This window comes from Neisseria sp. DTU_2021_1001991_1_SI_NGA_ILE_055, assembly GCF_032342915.1.
Taxonomy (GTDB): domain Bacteria; phylum Pseudomonadota; class Gammaproteobacteria; order Burkholderiales; family Neisseriaceae; genus Neisseria.
Map to the genome: position 1 here is coordinate 1,602,368 of NZ_CP135440.1, position 22,621 is coordinate 1,624,988.

Consider the following 22,621-nt stretch of genomic DNA (forward strand, 5'->3'; position numbering starts at 1 on the left):
TGACGTTATTATCAGGGCTATTGCGTTGATTTACACCCTGTTTTTCTGAAATTTACGCCACGCATTTTAGCATGACAGCCCGTTTTTTCCAAACCGGCCGTCTGAACGGCTCTTTTTGAGTACGTGAGGGCAAGGTTCCGAAACGCATCATTTGTCGCGTAAAATAACGGTTTTCCTATCTATTTGCGCTTATGAAGCTGACCCTCGCCCTCCCCTCGCTCAACCGCTTTGCCGACGAATCCGTCCCTGAACTTGCCTTACCTGCTTTTAACCGTCTTTTGCGTTATGGCACATTACGCAAAGAAACACTCAGGCCGTCTGAATTTTACGGACGCCATTTGTGGGGCGGCAGCCTCATTGCCCAAGTGCAACGTTTACGCCACACAAGCCAAAAACGCGCGGCCGCTTTTGCCTCTCCGGTTTGGCAACAGATGGGCATGCACCATGTCAACATTATCAGCGGCGAGTTTATCGGCATCCAAAAAGAAGAGGCGCAACGGTTATGTGCGGATTTGTCGGCGTTTTATCAAGATAAAGATTGGCAATTCGAGCCGCTTTGCGAAAGCATGTGGCTGCTCAGTATGCCGACGATAGAAGATTGGGGGGCGGAATGTGTTTTGGATGTATGCGGGCAGCCGGAAATGGACGGTCAGGCGCACGGCGAAGATGCGGTATCTTGGTTGGCCATGCAGACGGAAATCCAAATGTTTCTCCACACGCATCCGATTAACCAAGCGCGTGAACAACAAGGATTACCGGAAATCAACGGTTTGTGGCTGTGGAATGATGCGGACGGTACACAGTCTGCGGATATTGTCGCTTCAGACAGCGCATGGGCGCGTTTTTCGGATACGCCCAAACTCGATGCGCCGTATGATTTGAAGGCTTGGTTTGAGATGGTTCAAGAAACAGGCAACACGGTTTCAGACGGCCTTATCTTTTTGGACGACTTGGTTTCCACCTTACAGACAGGCGATGTTTGGGCATACAAAGATATTTTGGAAAGCTGGGAAACCCGTTGGTTTGCGCCTTTATGGGACGCTCTCGCTTCAGGCCGTCTGAAAGCCGTGTGCATTGCCACAGACGGCGAAAACGGCGGCACGCTGGAAATCGGCCGCCGTTCCAAATGGGCATTTTGGCGCAAAGCTAAAACGTTTAACGGATCGTGGTAAGCGGTTTTAAACCTCCAACGCCTCCAATTTGGCCGAAATTTTATCCCACACATCCTGCAACGGAATCGCTTTCAACAAACGGGTCGGATCGTTGGTATCGATGCTGTCGGGGTTGGGCAACTCGGCATAATCGCCGGCATAAATAACTTCGGCCTGCTCGGAATACGGACGCCATTTATCCACCCATGACGCGCCAAACAAAGCGATTTGCGGTTTATCCAAAGCAGCGGCGATGTGCATCGGTGCGGAATCGACACCGATAAACAGTTTGGCGCCCTCAATGGCCGCCGCCAATTCACGCAGGCTCAAGCATCCGGACAACACCCAAATTTTTCCGCCTTCAGGAATATTCAGACGGCCTATAATTTCCTGAAGCATGTATTGCTCGACATTGTCGGGGGAAGCGGTCAATACGACATTCTGCCCGCTGTTGAGCAGAAGCTGTACGATAGCGGCGTTTTTGCCGTCTTCCCAACATTTGAAATGCCAACGCGCACCCGGGTGCATCAATACATAATCTTCGCCGTTCCAACCCTGCTCACGCAATTTCTGCCGCATGCTTTCCCTTGCATCTTGCGCCACCCAAAGGCGTACTTTCGCATCGGCCACGTCTTCCGGCTGGATAAGCGGCGCGAGGATATTCAACTGGTTTTCAACGATATGATGGCTGGGATCCAGCTCATGGTTGATAAAATCATGACAGAAACGCCACCAGAAACCGTCACGCTTGATGCAGTCCAAACCCACGCTGCAACGGGCGCACAGTTTGGCGATTATTGCCGCGCGCCATTGGTCGGACAGATTGAAAGCCCAGTCGTAATCGCGTGCCTTCAGCTTTGAAAAAAGGTTTTTCTCACACTTCAACTGCTTGAATACACCCAGTTTCTTCCAATTTCGATCAATAGTAAAAATCTGCGCAATCTGCGGATTATCGGCAATCAGCTGCTCCGTACCGGCATACACCAGCATATCGATTTCGCAATCGGGGAAACGGGTTTTCAGCGCATCGACCACCGGCGTGCTTAAAAGCACATCGCCATGATGGCGCAATTTGATGATCAGGATGCGTTTGGGTTGGGATAAAGACATACGAAACTTTCAGACGGCCTGTTGATTGGCTGCTATTGTAAAGCGGAAAACAGGTTTCATAAAATACAAAACAGGCCGTCTGAAAGCTATCCTGCTGATTCATCGTTATAAAATCCGCACAAGCCATGCAATTTATATTACAATCCGCACCCCGTGGTTCGAAAACCTCCCACATTAAAAAACTAAGGAAACCTCATGTCCCGCAACAACGAAGAGCTGCAAGGCATCTCCCTTTTGGGCAACCAGAAAACCCAATACCCGAGCGAATACGCGCCTGAAATTTTGGAAGCGTTCGACAACAAACACCCAGACAACGACTATTTCGTCAAATTCGTCTGCCCCGAGTTCACCAGCCTCTGCCCGATGACCGGCCAGCCCGACTTTGCCACCATCTACATCCGCTACATCCCCCATATCAAAATGGTGGAAAGCAAATCACTGAAACTCTATCTCTTCAGCTTCCGCAACCACGGCGACTTCCATGAAGACTGCGTCAACATCATCATGAAAGACCTCATCGCCCTGATGGATCCGAAATACATCGAAGTATTCGGCGAATTCACACCGCGCGGCGGCATCGCCATTCATCCGTTTGCCAACTACGGCAAAGCAGGTACGGAGTTTGAAGCTTTGGCACGCAAACGCCTGTTTGAGCACGACGCACAATAATCCCGTTCAGACGGCCTAACACCTTTTTCATTGCAAGACTTTATTTATTGCACAGTCTCGCAAGGCTTCATGCCGTCTGAAAAACTTCCGAAAGATTTCCATGTACGAATTTACCGCCGCACAGCAGAAGAAAGCGCTCTTCTGGCTGGTGCTTTTCCATATTTTTATTATTGCCGCCAGCAACTATCTGGTGCAGTTCCCCTTTCAGATTTTCGGTATTTTTACCACCTGGGGCGCATTTTCCTTCCCCTTTATCTTCCTCGCCACCGACCTGACCGTGCGCATTTTCGGTGCGCCGTTGGCAAGACGGATTATTTTTTGGGTGATGTTCCCCGCCCTGCTGCTCTCTTACGTCTTCTCCGTCCTCTTTCATGACGGCAACTGGACAGGCTGGGCATCTTTGGCCGAATTTAACACCTTCGTCGGCCGCATCGCATTGGCCAGCTTTTCCGCCTATGCGCTCGGGCAAATCCTCGATATTTTCGTGTTCAACAGATTACGCCGTCTGAAATCATGGTGGGCTGCCCCTACTGCTTCCACCGTCGTCGGCAACGCTTTGGACACGCTGGTGTTTTTTGCCGTCGCCTTTTACGCGAGCAACGATGAATTTATGGCGGCAAATTGGCAGGGCATCGCATTTGTCGATTATCTGTTCAAACTCGCCATCTGCACCCTCTTCTTCCTGCCTGCCTACGGCATCGTATTGAGCATCTTGACCAAAAAACTGACTTCCTTAAACGTCCGTCAAGAAATGCCCGAATCGGTTTTAGCCGAATAAGCAATAGATAAAAAACAAGGCCGTCTGAAACTTTAATCGTTCAGACGGCCTTTTATGTTTTCAAATGATTAACCGGTCAATTGCTTGGTAATCAGTTTTTTCAGCGGCGGGAAGTTATTGCTTGCACGCAATACCAAACCGCGCAGCAGTTTCGCCGGAGCAGTTTCATTGGTAAAGAGTTTCAGCAGCATATTGGTGCCGTGGTAAATCGGATGGGCGTGGAGCATATGCTTGGTGCTGTATTTTTCCAGCAGGCTCTTCGCACCAATATCCTGACCGCGTTGCTCGGCTTCGAGAACCAATTTAGCCAAAAGATCGGCACTTGCCAGACCCAAGTTAAAGCCGTGCGCAGTAACCGGATGCATACCGACCGCGGCATCGCCGATCAACGCGCTGCGTTTGCCGTAGAAACGTTGGGCAATCATGCCGACCAAAGGATAATTGTGAATGGTGCTGACCAATTCCATATCACCCAAACGGCCTTTGAGTTGCTCTTTCACGCTGGCTGCCAATTCTTCCGGCGACATGTTTTTAATCGTTTCGGCTTTATCGCTGTCCACCGTAATCACCGTATTGGTCAAATGCTCTTCCAAAGGCAGCAACGCAATGGTGCGGCCGTAGTGGAAGCATTCATATGCGGTATGCAGGTTGGACAGAGTATGTTTCATGCGGCACACAAACATGGTGCGGCTGTAATCGTGCATATCGGAAGAAATGCCCAATTGACGGCGCGTTTGCGAGAAACGGCTATCGGCGGCCAACAACAGACGGCCGGTCAATACTTCGCCGCTTTCCAAAATAACTTGCGCCTCATTGTCGGAAGTTTTAACTTCTTTAACATTGGTGCCGGTCAAGATTTTGACATTGTCCAATTTGGACACGACTTCATAAGCGGCTTTACGGATGTTGTGATTGGAAATCAAATAACCCAAGCAATCAGCAGGCTCGCCGCGCGCCTCAGTCGGTTGCGGGAAGTGGAGCTGGTAATCGGAATGACCGTTCAACACTTTGGCATCACGCAAAGGATAAATTTCGTCTTTCGGAATCAAATCCCACATACCCAATCGCTGCATGATTTCGCGCGACAAGTGCGTCAGTGCGATTTCACGGCCGTCATACGGCGGATTTTGCAACACTTCTAAAGGACTTCTTTCAATCAGGGTTATGTTCAACCCGCTTCCGGCCAACTCTGCGGCAAAACTTAATCCGGCAGGGCCTGCGCCGACGACGAGAATATCACTGTGTAAGCTCATGGGAGGAATTCCTTGTATTCAACTGATACGGATTTTTTCAGACGGCCTTAAGTTTACTGTGTTTAGCTACATGAGGGTAAATCAAAGGCATTTGATAGATTATATAGAAAGCATTGATAGAATAAAATAAATGTTATCATTTGTAAGCGCGTTTTTACTTTGGCCTTAATATAAATCAAGCTTCACGACATACGGATTTTATCAAACGGACAAACAGTCAAATAAACAAAAACCGCATTCCGAAAAGGGAATGCGGCTTTCAATCGTAAAACGATTATTCTTCAGAACCGGTGTAAGGACGGATGCTGACGGTTTTACGGTTCAGCGCGCCTTTGGTTTTGAATTCAACGTAACCGTCGACTTTAGCAAACAAAGTGTGGTCTTTGCCCATGCCTACGTTGTCACCTGCGTGGAATTTAGTACCGCGTTGACGAACGATGATGGAGCCTGCCGGAATCAGCTCGTTGCCGTAGGCTTTAACGCCCAAGCGTTTGGCTTCTGAATCGCGACCGTTGCGGGTGCTACCGCCTGCTTTTTTACTTGCCATTTGTAATACTCCTGAACTTACTTGAAATTAGGCGATTGCCACGATTTCGATTTGGGTGAAATTTTGGCGATGGCCTTGGCGTTTTTGGTAGTGTTTGCGACGACGCATTTTGAAAATGCGTACTTTCTCGCCACGACCATGAGCAACGACTTTAGCTGTTACTTTTGCGCCTTCGATAAAAGGTGCGCCTACTTTTACAGATTCGCCGTCAGCAATCATCAAAACTTCAGTCAGTTCGATTTGGCTGTCGAGTTCGGCTGGTATCTGTTCTACTTTCAATTTTTCGCCAACGGAAACTTTGTATTGTTTACCGCCGGTTTTTACGACCGCGTACATACTCAACTCCATGAGAATTAGGTTAACATTCCGCACACCATGTGCGAAACGAGCTATTCTATTTCTATTTGCCTGTTTTGTCAAAATTTATTTTATTTACAACTGAAAAGGCCGTCTGAAAGATATGTTGCATGCTTTTTAACTGATATAATCACGCGCTGGATTGCTGATATCTTTATGCAACATTATTACCCCGACCGAATGTACGGGTTTAAACAAATTCATGGGAGCCTCCGCTCCGTTTTATTAACAGAGAATGTTTTATGCTCGAAAACCTGCCTTACTTCCAACGCCACCTGCCCGATGACCTTGCCAAAGTGAACGCGGTCATCAACCAAGCTGTTCAATCCGATGTCGCGCTGATTTCGCAAATCGGCACATACATCATCAGCGCGGGCGGTAAGCGACTGCGTCCGATTATTACCATTTTGGCAGGCAAAGCAGTCGGGCATGACGATGAAAAGCTGTATTCGCTGGCGGCGATGGTGGAATTCATCCACACCTCCACCCTCCTGCACGACGATGTCGTTGACGAAAGTGAATTGCGCCGCGGCCGTAAAACCGCAAACAACCTCTTCGGCAACGCGGCGGCCGTTTTGGTCGGCGACTTCCTCTATACACGCGCCTTCCAACTGATGGTCGGTTCGGGCAGCATGCGTATCTTGGAAGTGATGGCCGATGCGACCAACATCATCGCCGAAGGCGAAGTCATGCAGCTGATGAACATCGGCAATACGGATATTACCGAAGAGCAATACGTCCAAGTTATCCAATACAAAACAGCAAAATTGTTTGAAGCGGCCGCACAAGTCGGCGCAATTCTGGGCAAGGCTACCCCCGAACACGAGCAAGCCTTGAAAGACTACGGCATGTACGTCGGTACGGCTTTCCAAATCATTGACGATGTATTGGACTATTCAGGCGAAACCGAAGAAATCGGCAAAAACGTCGGCGACGATCTGGCAGAAGGCAAACCCACCCTGCCATTGATTTACCTGATGCGAAACGGCTCCGAGCAGGCCGCCAACGATGTGCGCCACGCTTTGGAAAATGCCGACCGCAGCTATTTTGAAAAAATCCACGACTATGTCGTCAATTCCGACGCTTTGCCGTATTCGATTTCCGAAGCGAAAAAAGCCGTCGACAAAGCCATCGCTTCATTGAACGTGTTGCCGGACAGCGAAGTCAAAGAAGCCATGATCCAACTGGCAAAAGAATCTTTGGCCCGAGTATCTTAATCCGATGAATTTCAGCTTTGTCCCTTTGTTTCTGGTTACGCTGATTTTTTTGGGCGTCGTCAGCAACAACAACTCGATTACGATTTCGGCAGCAGTATTGCTGCTCATGCAGCAAACGGCCTTGTCGCAATATCTTCCCTTCGTGGAAAAACACGGCTTGCAAGTGGGCATTATTATGCTGACCATCGGCGTATTGAGTCCGTTGGTTTCAGGCAAAATACAGATTCCGCCGGTCTCCGAGTTTATCAATTTCAAAATGATTGCCGCCGTCCTTATAGGCATTTTGGTTGCCTGGCTTGCCGGACGCGGCGTTCCATTGATGAGCGAGCAGCCTGTTTTGGTAACCGGATTATTAATCGGCACGGTCATCGGCGTTGCCTTTGTCGGCGGCATTCCGGTCGGCCCTTTGATTGCCGCCGGCTTATTGTCTTTTTTTGCCGGAAAGGTTTAAAATCCCCTCCTTTACCGCCTCGCCATAGTTCAACGGATAGAACGTATGCCTCCTAAGCGTAAAATACAGGTTCGATTCCTGTTGGCGAGGCCATAATTTCAATAAAAGCCTTTCATACTTTGAAAGGCTTTTTTGTTATCAATAAATAAAGGCCGTCTGAAACTTTTCAGACGGCCTTTTCATTTTGCCAAACCGTTAACCCGGACGACCATCCGAACGCGGACGGATCAGCCAAGGAATATATTTCCATGCGTACAACAGCAGTGACACGGCAAACAAAGCGGCGGAGCAACGGATACTGTGCGTGTATGCCGTACCGCTCACAAAGGTAGCCAAAACACGGATAACCGTTGCGGCTATCATCAGCCAAAAGGCGACAGGAACCACTTTAGGCGGCGGATAAATAGAGTTGCCGGTATGGCCAAGCGCAGTTCGCGCCATCATTCCCAAAGTCAGCACGCCGATACCGCCAACGCCGATAAGGTGTACGCCCAAATTCAGGAAACTTGAAATCCAATAAGAAAGACCGACAGCAATCAAGCCCAAGCCTGTAAACAGATAGCCGGCAAACAAAATCCAAAGCATAGGCTCTTTCAGTACGGCTTTATACCACCAGCGGTACACCTGCACGGTAAAAATCACACCGGCAGCAAAAGAGAACAAAGCAGCCAATCCCGGCAATATGTTATGCGCCATCATCATAGCAGTCAGCATAGGCAACCAAAGCGATGCGTGCGCTACCCATTGAGGGCTGGGAATTTGCGGCACATTCAAACGTTTAGACGTAAAGAACGAGATAATCCGCATACCGATCAAACCGATAAAACCGGCCACCATAATCAAACCGGATTGCAGACCGGTCATCAGCGCGATGGCATCAAACGGCTGCATTTTCATATGGAACGCGAAATGGGTACCGCCCAAAACAAAAATAGCAAATACGGCAACATAGTTGCGCTTGTTTTGAGAACGGATTACCGGCAAAGCCATGCATACCGCGCCATACCAGAAAAAGATCGTACCAAATATACCGCTTGCCGTCGCACCCCAGCCGGGAATAAACGCACACAAACGCGCAAGCAGCCAAAATGCAGTCAAACCTGCCAACGCCTTACCGCGTGTGGGCGGCTGGCCAGTCCAAGTTGCCACGGCCGTCAGCAAGAATGCAATGACGACCAATCCGGCGTAGCCCCAAATCATTTCATGGGCATGCCAATAAAAACCCGGCAATTCAGGCGTACCCTGATAGCCGAAGCCCCAAAGCAATATAGACAATGCGCCATACAAAGCCGCCAACGAGTAAAACGGGCGGAAGGCCATTGCCCATACAGGATGTTTGAACAAATCGTTCATGGTGGTTCCTTCAATTTTTATATCATCATAAAACAGCAACAGAGGCCGTCTGAAACTTTTTCAGACGGCCATCAATTCCCTTCCCTATTACACATTCTCAGGCAAAGGCAAAAAAGGTTCAATCGCAGGAAAAAGCTCGCGTTCCTCAAAACGCGCATGATCGCGCAAAGTTAGCGCAAAATCCTTATTCCATGATTCATTCATATATTCAGGATGAGCCATCATCGCACGCAGCTTGGCATGATCGCCTTCAAAACGCTGCCTCAACGCCGGATCAACCTTATCCCAATACGGCGCAAACATAGTTTCCTCCTCCAAAAAATGTGGCTCAAGCTCCACAAAATGAGGATCCAGCTCCGCTTGATGGCTTTGCTCGGGCGTACGCAGGAGACGGACGCACAACGACAACGAGCCATGATGCTCGCGGGAAAGTTCTATTAAGGCAGGGTGGCGTTTCAAGGGCTTCATAAGTTCGTTATAATGGCAACAGTTTGTCAAACTGGATTAATTTAAATGTTTCAGATATTATGAAACCCAATCCCACATAAAGTCAAACAACCCCTTACCAAACACTACCCTTTTGACATATAATAAAAATATCTAAAGAGCCAGCCATGTATCTGACCCAACATACCGATTACGGATTGCGCGTATTGGTTTATACCGCCATCAACGACGACACCCTCGTCAATATCGGCACCATTGCCGAGACTTACAATATTTCCAAAAGCCATTTGATGAAAGTGGTTACCTCATTAGTCAAAGGCGGTTTTCTGGTCAGCGTACGCGGAAAAGGCGGCGGTTTGCGCTTGGCAGACAATCCTGAAAACATCAATATCGGTGCAGTTGTACGCCATCTTGAGCCGATGCAGGTCGTCGAATGCATGGGCGACAACAATGAATGCCTCATCACCCCTTCCTGCCGACTGACCGGTATCATCACCGGCGCCATCAAAGCTTTTTTCAGTCACTTAGATCAATACTCACTGCAAGATCTGCTGGACAAGCCGACTTACGACATACTTTATACACCGCGCATCCCGATCAACGAAATACGCGGAACGGCCGACTAAATCTTCAGGCCATCTGAAAACAATCCAGCCATACTGAAATGGTATTACTGAAATAATAAAAAATGCCGTCTGAAATGGAGATTTTCAGACGGCATTTTTTTATAAAACACTCTACAGCTTAAATAGCTGACTTTCATTCGATAGGTTAATTTTTATACTAAATATGTCGAATATAAGACAATAAAAAAACCTAAAATAAGAATAATCATAGCAACCGTAAAATTTATTCTTAATACTTTCAAATAAAATTTATTGGAGATTTTTTGCATTCCAAACAGCACCTTGAAAAAATTAAATTGCATTCTTCTAGCAATAAACAGATATTCAAAAAAACCCGCATTCATCCCTTCTAATTTTGATATTTTATATAGCATTACTAGATTAATTATAATTACAATAAAATACACAAATACTAAAAAAAACAGAAAATAAGGCAATAACTCCACCAAACTACTCCTTCTTTTTTAAAAAGAATTTTTCCTAAAAAACATATTAGACGACATAACCGAATTGCTATTATCGACATTATATTCCAATCTTTCGCAAACCAATGAATACAAAAATGCCCGAAGCCAAAAGCCTCGGGCATTTTTAATATTTGGTGGGTCCGGTGGGTTTCGAACCCACGACCAAGGGATTATGAGTCCCCTGCTCTAACCCCTGAGCTACAGACCCGTCAAGAGTAGAAGCGGATTATAGCATAACTTGTTGCTTGTTCAAGATGCCGGGCAAATGTTTCAGACGGCCTGTCGGTTTTCTATTCGGGCATTATGCCGATATGCCCAATGCTTCCCAAACTTTCAAAGCGTCCGATGTTGCTTTGACATCGTGAACACGGATGATTTGCGCGCCTCGGGCGACTGTGGCCAAAGCGGCTGCGACGCTGCCGTGTACGCGTTTGGCGGCATCTTGTTCGCCTGTCAGCTCGCCAATCATACTTTTGCGCGATATGCCGATCAGGAGTGGAAATCCGGTTGCTTCCATCAACTCAGGCAAATGTTGTATCAGGGTAATGTTGTGCTGCAGGTTTTTGCCGAAACCGAAGCCGGGGTCGAGCGTGATGCGTTCAGGGGCAATGCCTGCTCGAACGCATTCTGCCGCGCGTGCTTTTAAATAACGCGCGACTTCTTCGACGACATCTTGATATTGCGGATTAAGCTGCATGGTTTTGGGCAAACCCTGCATGTGCATGAGACACATGCCTGTCGTCGGCTGTTGCGCCAATAATGCGACTGCGCCTTCATCACTCAATGCGGCAACATCGTTGATAATATCGACGCCGCCTTGCGCCAAGGCTTTTTCCATGATTGCCGTGTGGCGCGTATCCAAGCTGACGGGAACATTCCACTTGGCCACTTCCGCCAAAACCTGCTGCACCCTGGCCCATTCTTCTTCGAGAGAAACACCATCCGAACCCGGACGGGTAGATTCGCCGCCGATATCGAGAATATCCGCGCCGTCTTTCAGCAGCTGCTCGGCATGTGCCAATGCTATTGAGACATTTTGCGAATAGGTGCCGCCATCGGATAATGAATCGGGGGTCAGATTGACGATGCCCATGATTTTCGGTTTGTCCAAGGCGATTTCAAATCGGCCTGCCTGCCAAATGCGTGTATTCATAATGCTTCCATTGATGAAATAATAGGATAGAGGCCGTCTGAAATTTTTCAGACGACCTTTAGTTTTTGACTTCAAACAGTCAATTACATTCCGCCGTAATTCGGCCCGCTTGCGCCTTCGGGGCAAATCCAAGTGATGTTTTGCGTCGGGTCTTTGATGTCGCACGTTTTGCAGTGCACGCAGTTGGCGGCGTTGATTTGCAGGCGCGGACTGCCGTTTTCTTCGACGATTTCATACACGCCGGCCGGACAATAGCGGGTTTCGGGCGAGGCGTATTCTTTGTAGTTTACGTCTATCATGACCTGCGGATTTTTCAGTACCAAATGGTCGGGCTGGTTTTCTTCGTGCGCAAGGTTGGCAAGGAACACGCTGCTCAAGCGGTCGAAGGTCAACACGCCGTCGGGCTTCGGATAATCAATCGGTTTGCATTCGGCTGCTTTTTTGAGCTGCTCGTTGTCTTTGCCGTGATGTTTCAAAGTCCACGGGGCTTTGCCTCTGAAAATCATCTGGTCGATACCGGTATAAAGCGAGCCGAGGTAAACGCCCCATTTAAATGACGGACGGACATTGCGCGCGGCGTAAAGCTCTTGATACAGCCAGCTTTGTTCAAAGCGTTGCTGATAATCAGCCGCCTCTTTGCCGCTGTCGAAGCTTTCCACTTCTTCGAGGTTTTCCAACAAGGGGAACACTGCTTCTGCGGCGAGCATGGCGGATTTCATGGCCGTATGGATGCCTTTGATACGCGGCATATTCAGGAAACCTGCGGCATCCCCGACCAAAACGCCGCCTTTGAACGAGAGTTTCGGCAGGCTTTGCAAACCGCCTTCAATCAGCGAACGCGCGCCATAAGCGATACGGCGTCCGCCTTCAAAGGTTTTGCGGATTTCGGGATGGGTTTTGAAACGTTGGAACTCTTCAAACGGCGACAGATAAGGGTTTTGATAATCTAAACCGACTACAAAACCGACAGCGACTTTGTTTTCGTCAAAATGATAAATAAACGAACCGCCGTAGGTTTTGCTGTCTAGCGGCCAGCCTGCGCTGTGCATGACCAAACCGGGCTGATGTTTTTCAGACGGCACTTCCCAAATTTCTTTAATGCCCAAGCCGTAAGTTTGCGGCTGGCTGTTTTGGTCGAGTTGGAAACGCTCGATGATTTGCTTGGAAAGCGAACCGCGGCAGCCCTCGGCAAACAGGGTTTGCTGCGCCCAAAGCTCCATGCCGGGCTGGAATGAATCGGTCGGTTCGCCGTCTTTGCCCACACCCATATTACCGGTAGCGATGCCTTTGACCGAACCGTCTTCGTGATACAGCACTTCGGCGGCGGCAAAGCCCGGATAGATTTCCACGCCCAAATTTTCCGCCTGCTCCGCCAGCCAGCGGACAACTTCGCCCAAGCTGGCAATGTAGTTCGCATGGTTGTCGAAATTCGGGGTAACCGGCAGGTTGAAGGCTTTTTTCTCGGTCAGGAACAAAACCCTGTCCTTCGTCACTGTACGCGTCAGCGGCGCGCCTTTTTCTTTCCAATCAGGAATCAGCTCATTCAAAGAAATCGGATCGATGATGGCGCCTGCAAGCGAGTGCGCACCGGCCTCCGAACCCTTCTCCACCACGCAAACGCTGATTTCGCGTCCATTCTTTTCGGCAAGCTGCTTGAGTTTGATGGCGGCAGACAAACCCGACGGGCCTGCGCCGACAATCACGACATCGTATTGCATACTGTCGCGTTCGATGGTTTCTGTCATAGTGGTTCCTGTATTGTCATTATTCAATTTAATCCGCTAATTATACAGCCTAGACATATAGTTACCAAATACAACAAAAGGCCGTCTGAAACTTTACTCAAATTTCAGACGGCCTTGACTGTATTCAAAAGATTATTGCGCTTTGGTTTCCGTTACAAAACCGATTTTGCTGATACCGGCTTCGCGCGCCGCTTGCAGGGCTTGGTTGACGTAATCGTATTCAACCGCCTTATCCGCCGCAATCGCCACAATCACATCTTCGTTTTTCGCTTTGGCTTCTTTCAGCTTGGCAGTTACCGTTGCCAAATCCACTTTGGCATCAGAATCACCGCCAACGACATAAGCACCACTGGCATCAATGCTCAAACGCAAAGGATCTTTAGGCTGCTGCTTATCCTCTTTCGCCGCTTTTTCCGAAGCAGTCGGCAACTCCAAAGGAATCGAGTGGGTCAGCACCGGCATGGTAATCATAAATACAATCAGCAACACCAGCATCACGTCCACCAAAGGCGTAACGTTGATATCCGACATCGGCGCATCATCGCCGGAATTCATTGATCCGAAAGCCATGGTTTAATCCTTTTGGTTCAGAAGGCGGACATGCAGGTCATGTGCAAATGCGTCCATATCTTGCGCGATGGTTTTTGTACCGCGATTGAGGAAGTTGTACGCCAATACGGCCGGAATCGCCACAAACAGGCCGACAGCAGTCGATACCAAAGCCTCGCCAATCGGACCGGCTACCGCAGCAATGCTCATTTGACCGCTTTCGCTGATGCCGATCAGGGCATGGTAAATACCCCAAACAGTACCCAACAGACCGATAAACGGAGCGGTTGCGCCGATAGAGGCCAACGCGGTCATACCGTAGTCGAACTGACGCATGGTTTGGGACATGCTGTTGCGGATATGGACAACCAAGTATTCGTTCAAAGGCAATTCGTCAATCAGCGATTTGCTTGTTGTTTGACGGTAGTTTTGGTATGCACACAGAGATTCATCGGCGACACGGCTCATCGGTGCTTCTACCGCTTTGGCTTTCTGTACGGCATCGGCCAGCGTAAACGCATTCAACATCAGCTCTTTTACCTGTGCATTGCCTTTTTTCGCTTTGCAGTATTTGATGCAGCGGATCACGATAACGCTCCACGTTACCACGCTCATCAACAACATCAGGACAAATACACCAATCAGTACCACATCACCTGATTTGAAAACTAAACTTAAATCCATAATTTTTCCAAGTTAAAAATAAAATTAAAATTTCTATCGGGTCATTTAAAACCATTTCCCAATAGCATATATTTTCTAATCCATCAGCTTGTGCCTGGATGCTTATTCGAGCGTGAATTTGACAGGTACTTTAAATTCAGTCCAAACACTTGCATGACAGCTACCATCTTTAACGGCTTTACGCGCTGCATTATCCAGACGACTATAACCACTTGATTTATTCACACTAATTGAATCCACTTTACCGCCGGGACCAACCAAGACTTTCAAAACAACCAAGCCCTCTTCGCCATTTTCAGTTGACATTGTCGGATATGGGGGTCTCGGAATATGGCACGTTCCTTTTGCAGGATTGCCTTTACTGCTGCCGGCACCTGTACCGCTACCACCTCCGCCACCGCCGGTGCCGGAACCATGTTCGCCTTTCGCACCACCGCTGCCGGATCCGCTGCCTTCGCCACGGCCGCTGCCTGTACCTTTCGTACCGCCGCCGTTGCCTTTTCCTTCTCCGCCCAAGGCTTTGCCTTCACCGTTGCCTTTACCGTTTTCGGCAGTATTCGGCCCGGTTTTGCTGCCTGAGGATTCAGATGCTTTAGGAGACGGTTTAGGTTCTGCCTTCGGCTCTGGTTTTGGTTCAGGTTTTGGCTCGGGCTTCGGCTCAGGTTTGGGTTCCGGCTTAGGCTCGGGCTTAGGTTTCTCGATAGGTTTCGGTTTTTCCTTTTGCTGTACGATATCCGCTTTTTCTTTTTTCGTTACCACAGGTTTGATAACAGGCTTAGGCGGCTCGACAGGCTTAGGTTTAGGTTTCGGCTTCGGTTGTTCGGGGACAGGCTCGGGGGCGGCAGGTGCGCCTTCGCCTTCAGGGCTGCCGTCGCCACCGCCGAAATCGCCCAAATCGACAAATTCAATATTCGCCATTTCGACAGGAGGCGGTTTGTGCGCGTGCCATAAAAGTGCAACCAAGCCGACGTGGATCAACGCAACGGAAGTCACGACGGCTGGAGTTAAAATTCGTTTTTTATCCATAATTCCGTTATGTTAATAGAAACAATTCCTGTTTGCAAGCCGTTTTACAGTCAAAATAAGCATTAATGCCTATATAAAAAGTTTATAGGCCTGCTTTTTAGAGGTCGCGTATTATAATATGATATTAGCTCTCATTACTAATATTATCAAATAAAAGGCTGTTTTGGAAGATAAGCGGTAAGACAAAACAGCCTATTCTTCCAGCGTTTATGCTATCCGCACATTAAGCCAATATCTGAAACCTCATCAGACCAATAAAAATTCAAATGGTTTCAAATCATCTGAGACCTTTGCAAAATTCCCCAAAATCCCCTAAATTCCCACCAAGACATTTAGGGGATTTTTCATGAGCACCTTTTTCCAGCAAACCGCGCAAGCCATGATTGCCAAACACATCGACCGCTTCCCGCTATTGAAGTTGGATCAGGTGATTGATTGGCAACCGATCGAACAATACCTGAATCGTCAAAAAATCCGTTACCTTAGAGACCACCGCGGCCGTCCCGCCTATCCCCTGTTGTCCATGTTCAAAGCCGTCCTGCTCGGACAATGGCACAGCCTCTCCGATCCCGAACTCGAACACAGCCTTATCACCCGCATCGATTTCAACCTGTTTTGCCGCTTTGACGAACTGAGCATCCCCGATTACAGCACCTTATGCCGCTACCTCAACTGGCTGGCGCAAGACGACACCCTGTCCGAATTGCTGGAACTGATTAACCGGCAACTGACCGAAAAAGGCCTAAAAATAGAGAAAGCATCCGCCGCCGTCATTGATGCCACCATTATTCAGACTGCCGGCAGCAAACAGCGTCAGGCCATAGAAGTCGACGAGGAAGGACAAGTCAGCGGCCAAACCACACCGAGTAAAGACAGCGATGCCCGATGGATCAAGAAAAACGGCCTCTACAAACTTGGCTACAAACAACATACCCGTACCGATGCGGAAGGCTATATCGAGAAACTGCACATTACCCCTGCCAATGCCCATGAGTGCAAACACCTGTCGCCTTTATTGGAAGGGCTGCCCAAAGGTACGACCGTCTATGCCGACAAAGGCTATGACAGTGAGGAAAACCGGCAACATCTGAAAGAGCATCGGCTGCAGGACGGTATTATGCGCAAAGCCCACCGCAAACATCCGCTGTCGGAAGCGCAAACCAAACGCAACCGATATTTGTCGAAGACCCGTTATGTGGTCGAACAAAGTTTCGGTACGCTGCACCGTAAATTCCGCTATGCCCGGGCAGCCTATTTTGGTCTGTGTAAAGTGAGTGCGCAAAGCCATCTGAAAGCGATGTGTTTAAACCTCTTGAAAGCCGCCAACAGGCTAAGTGCGCCTGTTGCTGCCTAAAAGGCGGCCGGATGCCTGATTAATCAGGTATCCAAGGGGGATTAAGGGGGTATTTGAGTAGAATCAGTGGATATTCGAAACAAAAACAGCCGAAAACCTGTGTTTAGGTTTCGGCTGTTTGGGGAAAGGAATTTTGCAAAGGTCTCCATCTGTATTTTTTCCATAAAACATCAGGCCGTCTGAAAACGCTCTTCAGACGGCCTGATTCAAACAAAATCATTTTTTCCGTTTCGCCCTTGGGTGCGCCTCATCATAAACGCGCGCCAAATGGTCGAAATCCAGCTTGGTATAAACTTGCGTGGCGGAAAGATTGCTGTGTCCCAACAATTCCTGCACGGCGCGGATATCGCCCGATGCCTGCAAAAGATGGGTTGCATAGCTATGGCGCATCATGTGCGGCGAGATATGGCTGGCGCTGCCCACACGCACTGCCCACGCCTGTAGGCGTTTTTGGATTTGACGCTGCCCCAGCCTGCCGCCGTTCTTATTGGTGAATAAGGCCTGCTCGCCCTCTTTGGCAATACGCACTGCCAAATAATCGCGCAATGCCGCAATGCTTTTGCCCACCAAAGGCACTTGCCGCTGCTTGCCGCCTTTACCATTCACACTGACCCAGCCTTCGTCCAAGACGATACTGTTCAGATTCAACCCTTGTATCTCGCTCAGGCGCAAACCGCTGCCATACATCAATTCAAACATGGCCTTATCGCGTACATCCAACTCGTCATCAACCGGCGCATGATCAAGGATATGGTTTAAAGGTTCCTGCGGCAGCGCTTTGGGCAGGCGTTCGGGCAGGCGCGGCGCTTTCATATTAAACGTCGGATCGCTTTCCATGACTTCTATCTGCACCAGCCAACTGCAATACTGCCGCCACGCCGACAATTTCCGCGCCAAGCTGCTTTCGCTTAAACCCTTTTGCGACAGTTTTTTCAATGCAGCCACAAAATCACGGCGCGTCGGCAGGCCGTTTTTCAGATTATCGGGCAACAGGCGCATCAATTCACTCAAATCGCGCCGATAAGCGGAAACGGTATGCTGCGACTTACCTTGTTGCGACAAGGTTTTCAGATAACGTTCAAGATGAAGCGCAAAATGATTTGATTCCGCCATTTCAGACGGCCTCCAATGCTGCTTTCAAGGCCGAAGGCAGACGGCAGACGCGTTGTTTGCCATAGTCGAAACACACCATGCCTGTCTGTACTTTCGCCAACACAAGGCCGTCTGAAATCCTGCGGACACGGTACAGCAAAGAAAAACCCACACCGACCACGCCTGCCGCCCCTATCTCCACCGACAGCTCATCGCCATGATGACCTTGCGCCAAATACTGTACCGCCGCATCCCCCATAATCAGGCCTGCCCCGCCGGCATCCATTTCACTCCAACCCAGCGTCGCCAACCAACGCATCCTCACTTCATGACACAAACGCAACACTGCATCGTTCGCCAAATGGCCGCCATAGTTCACATCGCCCACCTGCACCGTCAAGGCCGTCTGAAACAAAGGCTTATCACATTCGGCCACCGAAATCCTATCCATTTTGCACACCCGTTTTCAATACTCTGCCATTATAAACCGAGACCCTGTTCGTTAATATATAAAAACAATGTAGCGGCTTGTAGTTTTTCATGGCAAAAAACATTATAATTTATCGGATAAATTTACCCTTCACTACTTCAGGAGCTTCTCATGGCACTCGTATCCATGCGCCAACTGTTGGACCATGCCGCCGAAAACAGCTACGGTCTGCCCGCATTCAACGTTAACAACCTCGAACAAATGCGCGCCATTATGGAGGCGGCCGACCAAGTCAACGCCCCCGTTATCGTTCAAGCATCCGCAGGCGCACGCAAATACGCAGGTGCCCCATTCCTACGTCATCTGATTTTGGCCGCAGTCGAAGAATTCCCACACATCCCTGTCGTGATGCACCAAGACCACGGCGCATCGCCCGATGTGTGCCAACGCTCCATCCAACTGGGTTTCTCCTCCGTGATGATGGACGGCTCGCTGCTCGAAGACGGCAAAACTCCGTCCACCTACGAATACAACGTCAACGCCACCCGTACCGTGGTTAACTTCTCCCACGCCTGCGGCGTGTCCGTTGAAGGCGAAATCGGCGTATTGGGCAACCTCGAAACCGGCGAAGCCGGCGAAGAAGACGGCGTCGGCGCAGTGGGCAAACTTTCCCACGACCAAATGCTGACCAGCGTCGAAGATGCCGTACGTTTCGTTAAAGATACCGGCGTTGACGCATTGGCTATCGCCGTCGGCACCAGCCACGGCGCATACAAATTCACCCGTCCGCCCACAGGCGACGTATTGCGTATCGACCGCATCAAAGAAATCCACCAAGCCCTGCCCAACACCCACATCGTGATGCACGGCTCCAGCTCCGTTCCGCAAGAATGGCTGAAAGTCATCAACGAATACGGCGGCAAAATCGGTGAAACCTACGGCGTACCCGTAGAAGAAATCGTCGAAGGCATCAAACACGGCGTGCGCAAAGTCAACATCGACACCGACTTGCGTCTTGCCTCTACCGGCGCCATCCGCCGCTTCATGGCAGAAAACCCGTCCGAATTCGACCCGCGCAAATACTTGAGCAAAACCGTCGAAGCCATGAAACAAATCTGTCTCGACCGCTACCTCGCATTCGGTTGCGAAGGCCAAGCCGACAAAATCAAACCGATTTCTTTGGAAAAAATGGCAACCAAATACGCCAAAGGCGAATTGAACCAAATCATCAAATAATCTGTACATTGGATTGATACTAAGGCCGTCTGAAAACTTGGCAATAAGGTTTCAGACGGCCTTGGCTTTTGGAAACTTATAGTAAAATCCCCCGCCGACTACCCATCAAAACACATCGAAAGCAAACATGAAACTCGCCGTTATTTTGCCGGCCTATTGTGCCGAAGCTTATTTGCCCGAATGCTTGGATTCGGTATTGAATCAAACATTCCGCGACTTTTTCGTCATCGCCGTCAACGATGCCTCAAAAGACAAAACCGGCGAAATCCTCGAGGCTTACGCAGCCAGAGATTCACGTTTGCAGGTTTTCCACCTTCCGGAAAACAGGGGCGAACCGTTTGTCTGCCAATTTGCCATGGATATGCTCAAAGATGTAGAGGTTGAATACGTGGCGCGGATGGACGCGGACGATATCTGCACCCTGGATCGTTTTGAAAAACAAATTCAGTTTTTAGACAGCCATCCCGAAATCGATATTGTCGGCAGCCAAGCCACCATCTTTTTCGACGACCAAACCGGACGAGAACCCGTTTTAAGCGATCTACCCTTGCTCGACAAAGACATTAAAGCCTTTTTCTCCAGGGCCGCTCAAAATATGTTTAACCCCACCACCATGTGGCGGCACGACAGCATTAAAAATCTCGGAATAAACTACACCGCAACGGAAACCGCGCCCGATTTCCATATGTGGGTACAATGCGCCCTACATGGCAAAACCTTTGCCAATCTGCCCGAACCTTTGTTGTTTTACAGGATACACCAAACTCAAGAAAGCAAAAAAAGAGACAAAATCAACAAATCCGTCCAATACACCATGGAGTTGTGGATCAGTCATCTCTTCCCTGATTTGAACGCGACGGAAGTAACGCTCTTAAGCCGCATCTTGTACGAAAAGCAACTGCGCTTGACCACTGAAGAGCTGAAAACCATTTTTGCCGCCTATGACAGAATCAGCAAAGACCGCAGCATTTCATTGTTTGGCGAAGACCGCAATACCATGTTCGACATGATAGACAAGTTCTTCAATTTCTTAAAAAGTCAGTTAAAATTCACTTAAATCATAAAAGGCCGTCCGAAACCTAAGTTTCAGACGGCCTTTGTCTATTTCAAGAGCAATCCAAATCAGAACAAGCCGTGAATCACGCCGTCTGCGTCCACATCAATTTTCTCAGCGGCCGGAACTTTCGGCAGACCCGGCATTTTCATCATATTGCCACACAACGCAACAATAAAGCCTGCGCCTGCGGAAACAGTGATACCGCGCACAGTGATGCGGAAGCCTTCGGGGCAGCCCAACAGTTTGGCGTTGTCGCTCAAAGAGTATTGGGTTTTCGCCATGCAGATCGGCATTTTGTCCAAGCCCAGTTTTTCCAGTGAAGCGATTTCGGCAGACGCTTCCGCGCTGAAATCAACATCTTCCGCGCCGTACACTTTTTGGGCAATCGCACGGATTTTGTCTTTAATGCTCAATTCGACATCGTAGGCGAAGCCGAAGTTATTCGGTTGATTTTCGATGGCGTTGACGACTTTGTGCGCCAAATCCGCGCCGCCCGCGCCGCCTTTGCCCCATACTTCGGTCAGGGAAACTTCGACGCCGTGTTCCGCACAGGCTTTTTCAATCATGGCCAATTCGGCATCAGAGTCGGACACGAAGCGGTTGATGGCAACCACCACAGGCAGGCCGAATACGTTTTTCAGGTTGGAAATGTGTTTCAAGAGATTAGGCAGACCTTTTGCCAAGGCTTCAAGGTTTTCTTCGCCGAGGTTGGCACGTTCTACGCCGCCGTTGTATTTCAACGCGCGGACGGTGGCCACGACAACAGCCGCATCAGGTTTCAAATCCGCCAGACGGCATTTGATGTCGCAGAATTTTTCCGCACCCAAATCTGCGCCGAAGCCTGCTTCGGTTACGGCATAATCGGCAAGGTGTTTCGCCAGACGTGTGGCGGTAACGGAGTTGCAACCGTGGGCGATGTTGGCGAAGGGGCCCCCGTGTACAAAGGCAGGCGTGCCTTCGATGGTTTGTACCAAGTTAGGTTTAATCGCATCTTTGAGCAATGCCGCCATCGCGCCATTCGCTTTCAAATCTTTGGCGTAAACTGGGCTGCCGTCTTTGGCATAGGCGACAAGGATGTTACCCAAACGCTCTTTCAAATCACTGATGTCTTTAGCAAGACAGAATACCGCCATCACTTCGGAGGCAACGGTAATGTCGAAACCGTCAGGACGCATCACGCCGTCAACAGGTTTGCCCATGCCGTCGATGATGTTGCGCAACTGACGGTCGTTCATATCGACCACGCGACGCCACAGCACGCGTTTCGGATCGATGTTCAACTCATTGCCTTGATAGATATGGTTGTCGAGCATGGCGGCGAGCAAGTTATTCGCCGCGCCGATGGCGTGGAAGTCGCCGGTGAAGTGCAGGTTGATGTCTTCCATCGGCAAAACTTGGGCATAGCCGCCGCCCGCCGCACCGCCTTTAACGCCGAACACCGGACCCAAAGAAGGCTCGCGCAGGGCGATAACCGAGTCTTTGCCGATATGGCGCAATGCATCCGCCAAACCTATGGTTACGGTGGTTTTACCCTCACCCGCAGGAGTCGGATTAATGGCGGTAACCAAAATCAGACGGCCTTGTTTTTGCGGCAGCTTGAATGCTTCGGCAGGATTGATTTTGGCTTTGTAATGACCATAGGGCTCGATGTTGTCAACGTTCAAACCCAGCTTGGCGGCAATTTCACCAATCGGGCGCATGGTGGAAGACTGGGCAATTTCAGCATCGGTTTTGAAGCTCATGATTTTCCTTTATTGAGTGAGGGAAGGCCGTCTGAAACAATCTCAAGAGACGGCTGGAAGAAAAAGAATATTCGTTCTATTATAACGTTTTCCAAGAATAAACCGCAGTGAAAATTTCGATATTTCA

Annotated in this window: 23 protein-coding genes, 2 tRNA genes and 1 riboswitch; of the genes, 10 read left to right on the top strand and 15 right to left on the bottom strand. The window is 49.3% G+C overall.

The features are described from left to right. The first annotated feature begins 191 nt into the window (after positions 1 to 191). Positions 192 to 1,172 carry a hypothetical protein gene (locus RRV97_RS07500; RefSeq protein WP_315611166.1) on the top strand — a complete coding sequence of 327 codons (981 nt, stop codon included), beginning with the start codon at positions 192 to 194 and terminating at the stop codon, positions 1,170 to 1,172. A gap of 6 nt (positions 1,173 to 1,178) precedes the next feature. Here RRV97_RS07500 and rfaQ read toward each other — a convergent pair whose 3' ends face one another. Further along, the gene (rfaQ, locus tag RRV97_RS07505; protein WP_315611167.1) at positions 1,179 to 2,261 is read right to left on the bottom strand and encodes a putative lipopolysaccharide heptosyltransferase III; all 1,083 of its coding nucleotides are present in this window, start codon (positions 2,259 to 2,261) and stop codon (positions 1,179 to 1,181) included. Positions 2,262 to 2,408: 147 nt separating this feature from the next. Further along, positions 2,409 to 2,453, top strand: a riboswitch (PreQ1 riboswitch). Positions 2,454 to 2,456: 3 nt separating this feature from the next. Between rfaQ and queF the strand changes: the two genes are divergently transcribed. Beyond that, the gene (gene queF / locus RRV97_RS07510; RefSeq protein WP_003748427.1) at positions 2,457 to 2,930 is read left to right on the top strand and encodes a preQ(1) synthase; all 474 of its coding nucleotides are present in this window, start codon (positions 2,457 to 2,459) and stop codon (positions 2,928 to 2,930) included. 100 nt (positions 2,931 to 3,030) lie between these two features. Further along, positions 3,031 to 3,708: a 7-cyano-7-deazaguanine/7-aminomethyl-7-deazaguanine transporter gene (locus RRV97_RS07515; RefSeq protein ID WP_070814256.1), complete on the top strand. Its 678-nt coding sequence runs from the start codon at positions 3,031 to 3,033 to the stop codon at positions 3,706 to 3,708. Positions 3,709 to 3,776: 68 nt separating this feature from the next. Here the strand turns inward: RRV97_RS07515 and ubiM are convergent, their stop codons facing one another. From ubiM to rplU, 3 genes are all read right to left on the bottom strand, one after another. Continuing rightward, the gene (gene ubiM / locus RRV97_RS07520; RefSeq protein WP_004518804.1) at positions 3,777 to 4,961 is read right to left on the bottom strand and encodes a 5-demethoxyubiquinol-8 5-hydroxylase UbiM; all 1,185 of its coding nucleotides are present in this window, start codon (positions 4,959 to 4,961) and stop codon (positions 3,777 to 3,779) included. 274 nt (positions 4,962 to 5,235) lie between these two features. After that, on the bottom strand, positions 5,236 to 5,508 hold the full coding sequence (gene rpmA, locus RRV97_RS07525; RefSeq protein WP_002212328.1) for a 50S ribosomal protein L27: 273 nt from the start codon (positions 5,506 to 5,508) through the stop codon (positions 5,236 to 5,238). 27 nt (positions 5,509 to 5,535) lie between these two features. Continuing rightward, positions 5,536 to 5,844 (bottom strand): 50S ribosomal protein L21, encoded by a 309-nt coding sequence (gene rplU / locus RRV97_RS07530; RefSeq protein WP_002216394.1) that lies wholly within the window; start codon positions 5,842 to 5,844, stop codon positions 5,536 to 5,538. Positions 5,845 to 6,107: 263 nt separating this feature from the next. Here rplU and ispB point away from each other — a divergent pair, with 263 nt between their 5' ends. The 3 genes from ispB to RRV97_RS07545 all read left to right on the top strand — a co-directional run bounded on the left by ispB (position 6,108) and on the right by RRV97_RS07545 (position 7,626). After that, complete coding sequence (gene ispB, locus RRV97_RS07535; RefSeq protein ID WP_315611168.1) at positions 6,108 to 7,082, top strand: octaprenyl diphosphate synthase; 975 nt, start codon at positions 6,108 to 6,110, stop codon at positions 7,080 to 7,082. A gap of 4 nt (positions 7,083 to 7,086) precedes the next feature. Further along, the gene (locus RRV97_RS07540; RefSeq protein ID WP_315611169.1) at positions 7,087 to 7,533 is read left to right on the top strand and encodes a DUF441 domain-containing protein; all 447 of its coding nucleotides are present in this window, start codon (positions 7,087 to 7,089) and stop codon (positions 7,531 to 7,533) included. A gap of 18 nt (positions 7,534 to 7,551) precedes the next feature. After that, positions 7,552 to 7,626: transfer RNA gene (locus tag RRV97_RS07545), tRNA-Arg, on the top strand. Between the two features lie 102 nt (positions 7,627 to 7,728). Here RRV97_RS07545 and RRV97_RS07550 read toward each other — a convergent pair. Both RRV97_RS07550 and RRV97_RS07555 read right to left on the bottom strand, forming a co-directional pair. Further along, entirely contained in the window at positions 7,729 to 8,886 is a 1,158-nt protein-coding gene (locus RRV97_RS07550; protein ID WP_315611170.1) for an NnrS family protein, read from the bottom strand. 87 nt (positions 8,887 to 8,973) lie between these two features. Beyond that, entirely contained in the window at positions 8,974 to 9,354 is a 381-nt protein-coding gene (locus RRV97_RS07555; protein ID WP_315611171.1) for a hemerythrin domain-containing protein, read from the bottom strand. 146 nt (positions 9,355 to 9,500) lie between these two features. Between RRV97_RS07555 and RRV97_RS07560 the strand changes: the two genes are divergently transcribed. Further along, positions 9,501 to 9,959 (top strand): RrF2 family transcriptional regulator, encoded by a 459-nt coding sequence (locus RRV97_RS07560; protein WP_049337024.1) that lies wholly within the window; start codon positions 9,501 to 9,503, stop codon positions 9,957 to 9,959. Positions 9,960 to 10,558: 599 nt separating this feature from the next. On the opposite strand, the gene RRV97_RS07565 is transcribed toward RRV97_RS07560, so the two are convergent. From RRV97_RS07565 to RRV97_RS07590, 6 genes are all read right to left on the bottom strand, one after another. Continuing rightward, a tRNA-Ile gene (locus tag RRV97_RS07565) sits at positions 10,559 to 10,634 on the bottom strand. Positions 10,635 to 10,727: 93 nt separating this feature from the next. After that, complete coding sequence (folP, locus tag RRV97_RS07570) at positions 10,728 to 11,579, bottom strand: dihydropteroate synthase (RefSeq protein WP_070615488.1); 852 nt, start codon at positions 11,577 to 11,579, stop codon at positions 10,728 to 10,730. Positions 11,580 to 11,662: 83 nt separating this feature from the next. Continuing rightward, positions 11,663 to 13,324, bottom strand: coding sequence for an electron transfer flavoprotein-ubiquinone oxidoreductase (locus tag RRV97_RS07575; protein ID WP_315611172.1), 1,662 nt, complete (start codon positions 13,322 to 13,324; stop codon positions 11,663 to 11,665). A 132-nt stretch (positions 13,325 to 13,456) separates the two neighbouring features. Further along, a complete protein-coding gene (locus RRV97_RS07580; RefSeq protein ID WP_003748410.1) occupies positions 13,457 to 13,894 on the bottom strand; it encodes an ExbD/TolR family protein in 438 nt (145 codons plus the stop codon). A gap of 3 nt (positions 13,895 to 13,897) precedes the next feature. Then, positions 13,898 to 14,557: a MotA/TolQ/ExbB proton channel family protein gene (locus RRV97_RS07585; RefSeq protein ID WP_049337031.1), complete on the bottom strand. Its 660-nt coding sequence runs from the start codon at positions 14,555 to 14,557 to the stop codon at positions 13,898 to 13,900. A gap of 102 nt (positions 14,558 to 14,659) precedes the next feature. Then, complete coding sequence (locus RRV97_RS07590; protein WP_315611173.1) at positions 14,660 to 15,583, bottom strand: energy transducer TonB; 924 nt, start codon at positions 15,581 to 15,583, stop codon at positions 14,660 to 14,662. 346 nt (positions 15,584 to 15,929) lie between these two features. On the opposite strand from RRV97_RS07590, the gene RRV97_RS07595 reads away from it, so the two are divergent. Then, positions 15,930 to 16,937, top strand: a complete 1,008-nt coding sequence (locus RRV97_RS07595; RefSeq protein WP_315611174.1) for an IS5 family transposase — start codon at positions 15,930 to 15,932, stop codon at positions 16,935 to 16,937. 216 nt (positions 16,938 to 17,153) lie between these two features. Here RRV97_RS07595 and RRV97_RS07600 read toward each other — a convergent pair whose 3' ends face one another. Together RRV97_RS07600 and RRV97_RS07605 are read right to left on the bottom strand one after the other, a co-directional pair. Beyond that, entirely contained in the window at positions 17,154 to 18,050 is an 897-nt protein-coding gene (locus tag RRV97_RS07600) for a tyrosine recombinase XerC (RefSeq protein WP_036492017.1), read from the bottom strand. 1 nt (position 18,051) lies between these two features. Next, positions 18,052 to 18,480 (bottom strand): thioesterase family protein, encoded by a 429-nt coding sequence (locus RRV97_RS07605; RefSeq protein WP_315611175.1) that lies wholly within the window; start codon positions 18,478 to 18,480, stop codon positions 18,052 to 18,054. A gap of 150 nt (positions 18,481 to 18,630) precedes the next feature. Here RRV97_RS07605 and fba point away from each other — a divergent pair, with 150 nt between their 5' ends. Next, positions 18,631 to 19,695 (top strand): class II fructose-bisphosphate aldolase, encoded by a 1,065-nt coding sequence (gene fba, locus RRV97_RS07610; protein ID WP_003748401.1) that lies wholly within the window; start codon positions 18,631 to 18,633, stop codon positions 19,693 to 19,695. 127 nt (positions 19,696 to 19,822) lie between these two features. Continuing rightward, a complete protein-coding gene (locus RRV97_RS07615) occupies positions 19,823 to 20,752 on the top strand; it encodes a glycosyltransferase family 2 protein (RefSeq protein WP_049321973.1) in 930 nt (309 codons plus the stop codon). Between the two features lie 65 nt (positions 20,753 to 20,817). Here the strand turns inward: RRV97_RS07615 and RRV97_RS07620 are convergent, their stop codons facing one another. After that, positions 20,818 to 22,494: a formate--tetrahydrofolate ligase gene (locus RRV97_RS07620; RefSeq protein ID WP_049321972.1), complete on the bottom strand. Its 1,677-nt coding sequence runs from the start codon at positions 22,492 to 22,494 to the stop codon at positions 20,818 to 20,820. Positions 22,495 to 22,621: the final 127 nt, after the last annotated feature.

What these genes read in the sequence shown, in the direction of transcription:
- queF (WP_003748427.1), top strand. Translation starts at nt 2,457, where the DNA reads ATGTCCCGCAACAACGAAGAGCTGCAAGGCATCTCCCTTTTGGGCAAC.
- RRV97_RS07600 (WP_036492017.1), bottom strand. Translation starts at nt 18,050, where the DNA reads ATGGCGGAATCAAATCATTTTGCGCTTCATCTTGAACGTTATCTGAAA.
- RRV97_RS07550 (WP_315611170.1), bottom strand. Translation starts at nt 8,886, where the DNA reads ATGAACGATTTGTTCAAACATCCTGTATGGGCAATGGCCTTCCGCCCG.
- RRV97_RS07620 (WP_049321972.1), bottom strand. Translation starts at nt 22,494, where the DNA reads ATGAGCTTCAAAACCGATGCTGAAATTGCCCAGTCTTCCACCATGCGC.
- ispB (WP_315611168.1), top strand. Translation starts at nt 6,108, where the DNA reads ATGCTCGAAAACCTGCCTTACTTCCAACGCCACCTGCCCGATGACCTT.
- fba (WP_003748401.1), top strand. Translation starts at nt 18,631, where the DNA reads ATGGCACTCGTATCCATGCGCCAACTGTTGGACCATGCCGCCGAAAAC.
- RRV97_RS07540 (WP_315611169.1), top strand. Translation starts at nt 7,087, where the DNA reads ATGAATTTCAGCTTTGTCCCTTTGTTTCTGGTTACGCTGATTTTTTTG.
- rfaQ (WP_315611167.1), bottom strand. Translation starts at nt 2,261, where the DNA reads ATGTCTTTATCCCAACCCAAACGCATCCTGATCATCAAATTGCGCCAT.
- rpmA (WP_002212328.1), bottom strand. Translation starts at nt 5,508, where the DNA reads ATGGCAAGTAAAAAAGCAGGCGGTAGCACCCGCAACGGTCGCGATTCA.
- RRV97_RS07500 (WP_315611166.1), top strand. Translation starts at nt 192, where the DNA reads ATGAAGCTGACCCTCGCCCTCCCCTCGCTCAACCGCTTTGCCGACGAA.
- RRV97_RS07585 (WP_049337031.1), bottom strand. Translation starts at nt 14,557, where the DNA reads ATGGATTTAAGTTTAGTTTTCAAATCAGGTGATGTGGTACTGATTGGT.
- folP (WP_070615488.1), bottom strand. Translation starts at nt 11,579, where the DNA reads ATGAATACACGCATTTGGCAGGCAGGCCGATTTGAAATCGCCTTGGAC.
- RRV97_RS07555 (WP_315611171.1), bottom strand. Translation starts at nt 9,354, where the DNA reads ATGAAGCCCTTGAAACGCCACCCTGCCTTAATAGAACTTTCCCGCGAG.
- rplU (WP_002216394.1), bottom strand. Translation starts at nt 5,844, where the DNA reads ATGTACGCGGTCGTAAAAACCGGCGGTAAACAATACAAAGTTTCCGTT.
- RRV97_RS07560 (WP_049337024.1), top strand. Translation starts at nt 9,501, where the DNA reads ATGTATCTGACCCAACATACCGATTACGGATTGCGCGTATTGGTTTAT.
- RRV97_RS07515 (WP_070814256.1), top strand. Translation starts at nt 3,031, where the DNA reads ATGTACGAATTTACCGCCGCACAGCAGAAGAAAGCGCTCTTCTGGCTG.
- ubiM (WP_004518804.1), bottom strand. Translation starts at nt 4,961, where the DNA reads ATGAGCTTACACAGTGATATTCTCGTCGTCGGCGCAGGCCCTGCCGGA.
- RRV97_RS07575 (WP_315611172.1), bottom strand. Translation starts at nt 13,324, where the DNA reads ATGACAGAAACCATCGAACGCGACAGTATGCAATACGATGTCGTGATT.
- RRV97_RS07595 (WP_315611174.1), top strand. Translation starts at nt 15,930, where the DNA reads ATGAGCACCTTTTTCCAGCAAACCGCGCAAGCCATGATTGCCAAACAC.
- RRV97_RS07590 (WP_315611173.1), bottom strand. Translation starts at nt 15,583, where the DNA reads ATGGATAAAAAACGAATTTTAACTCCAGCCGTCGTGACTTCCGTTGCG.
- RRV97_RS07580 (WP_003748410.1), bottom strand. Translation starts at nt 13,894, where the DNA reads ATGGCTTTCGGATCAATGAATTCCGGCGATGATGCGCCGATGTCGGAT.
- RRV97_RS07615 (WP_049321973.1), top strand. Translation starts at nt 19,823, where the DNA reads ATGAAACTCGCCGTTATTTTGCCGGCCTATTGTGCCGAAGCTTATTTG.
- RRV97_RS07605 (WP_315611175.1), bottom strand. Translation starts at nt 18,480, where the DNA reads ATGGATAGGATTTCGGTGGCCGAATGTGATAAGCCTTTGTTTCAGACG.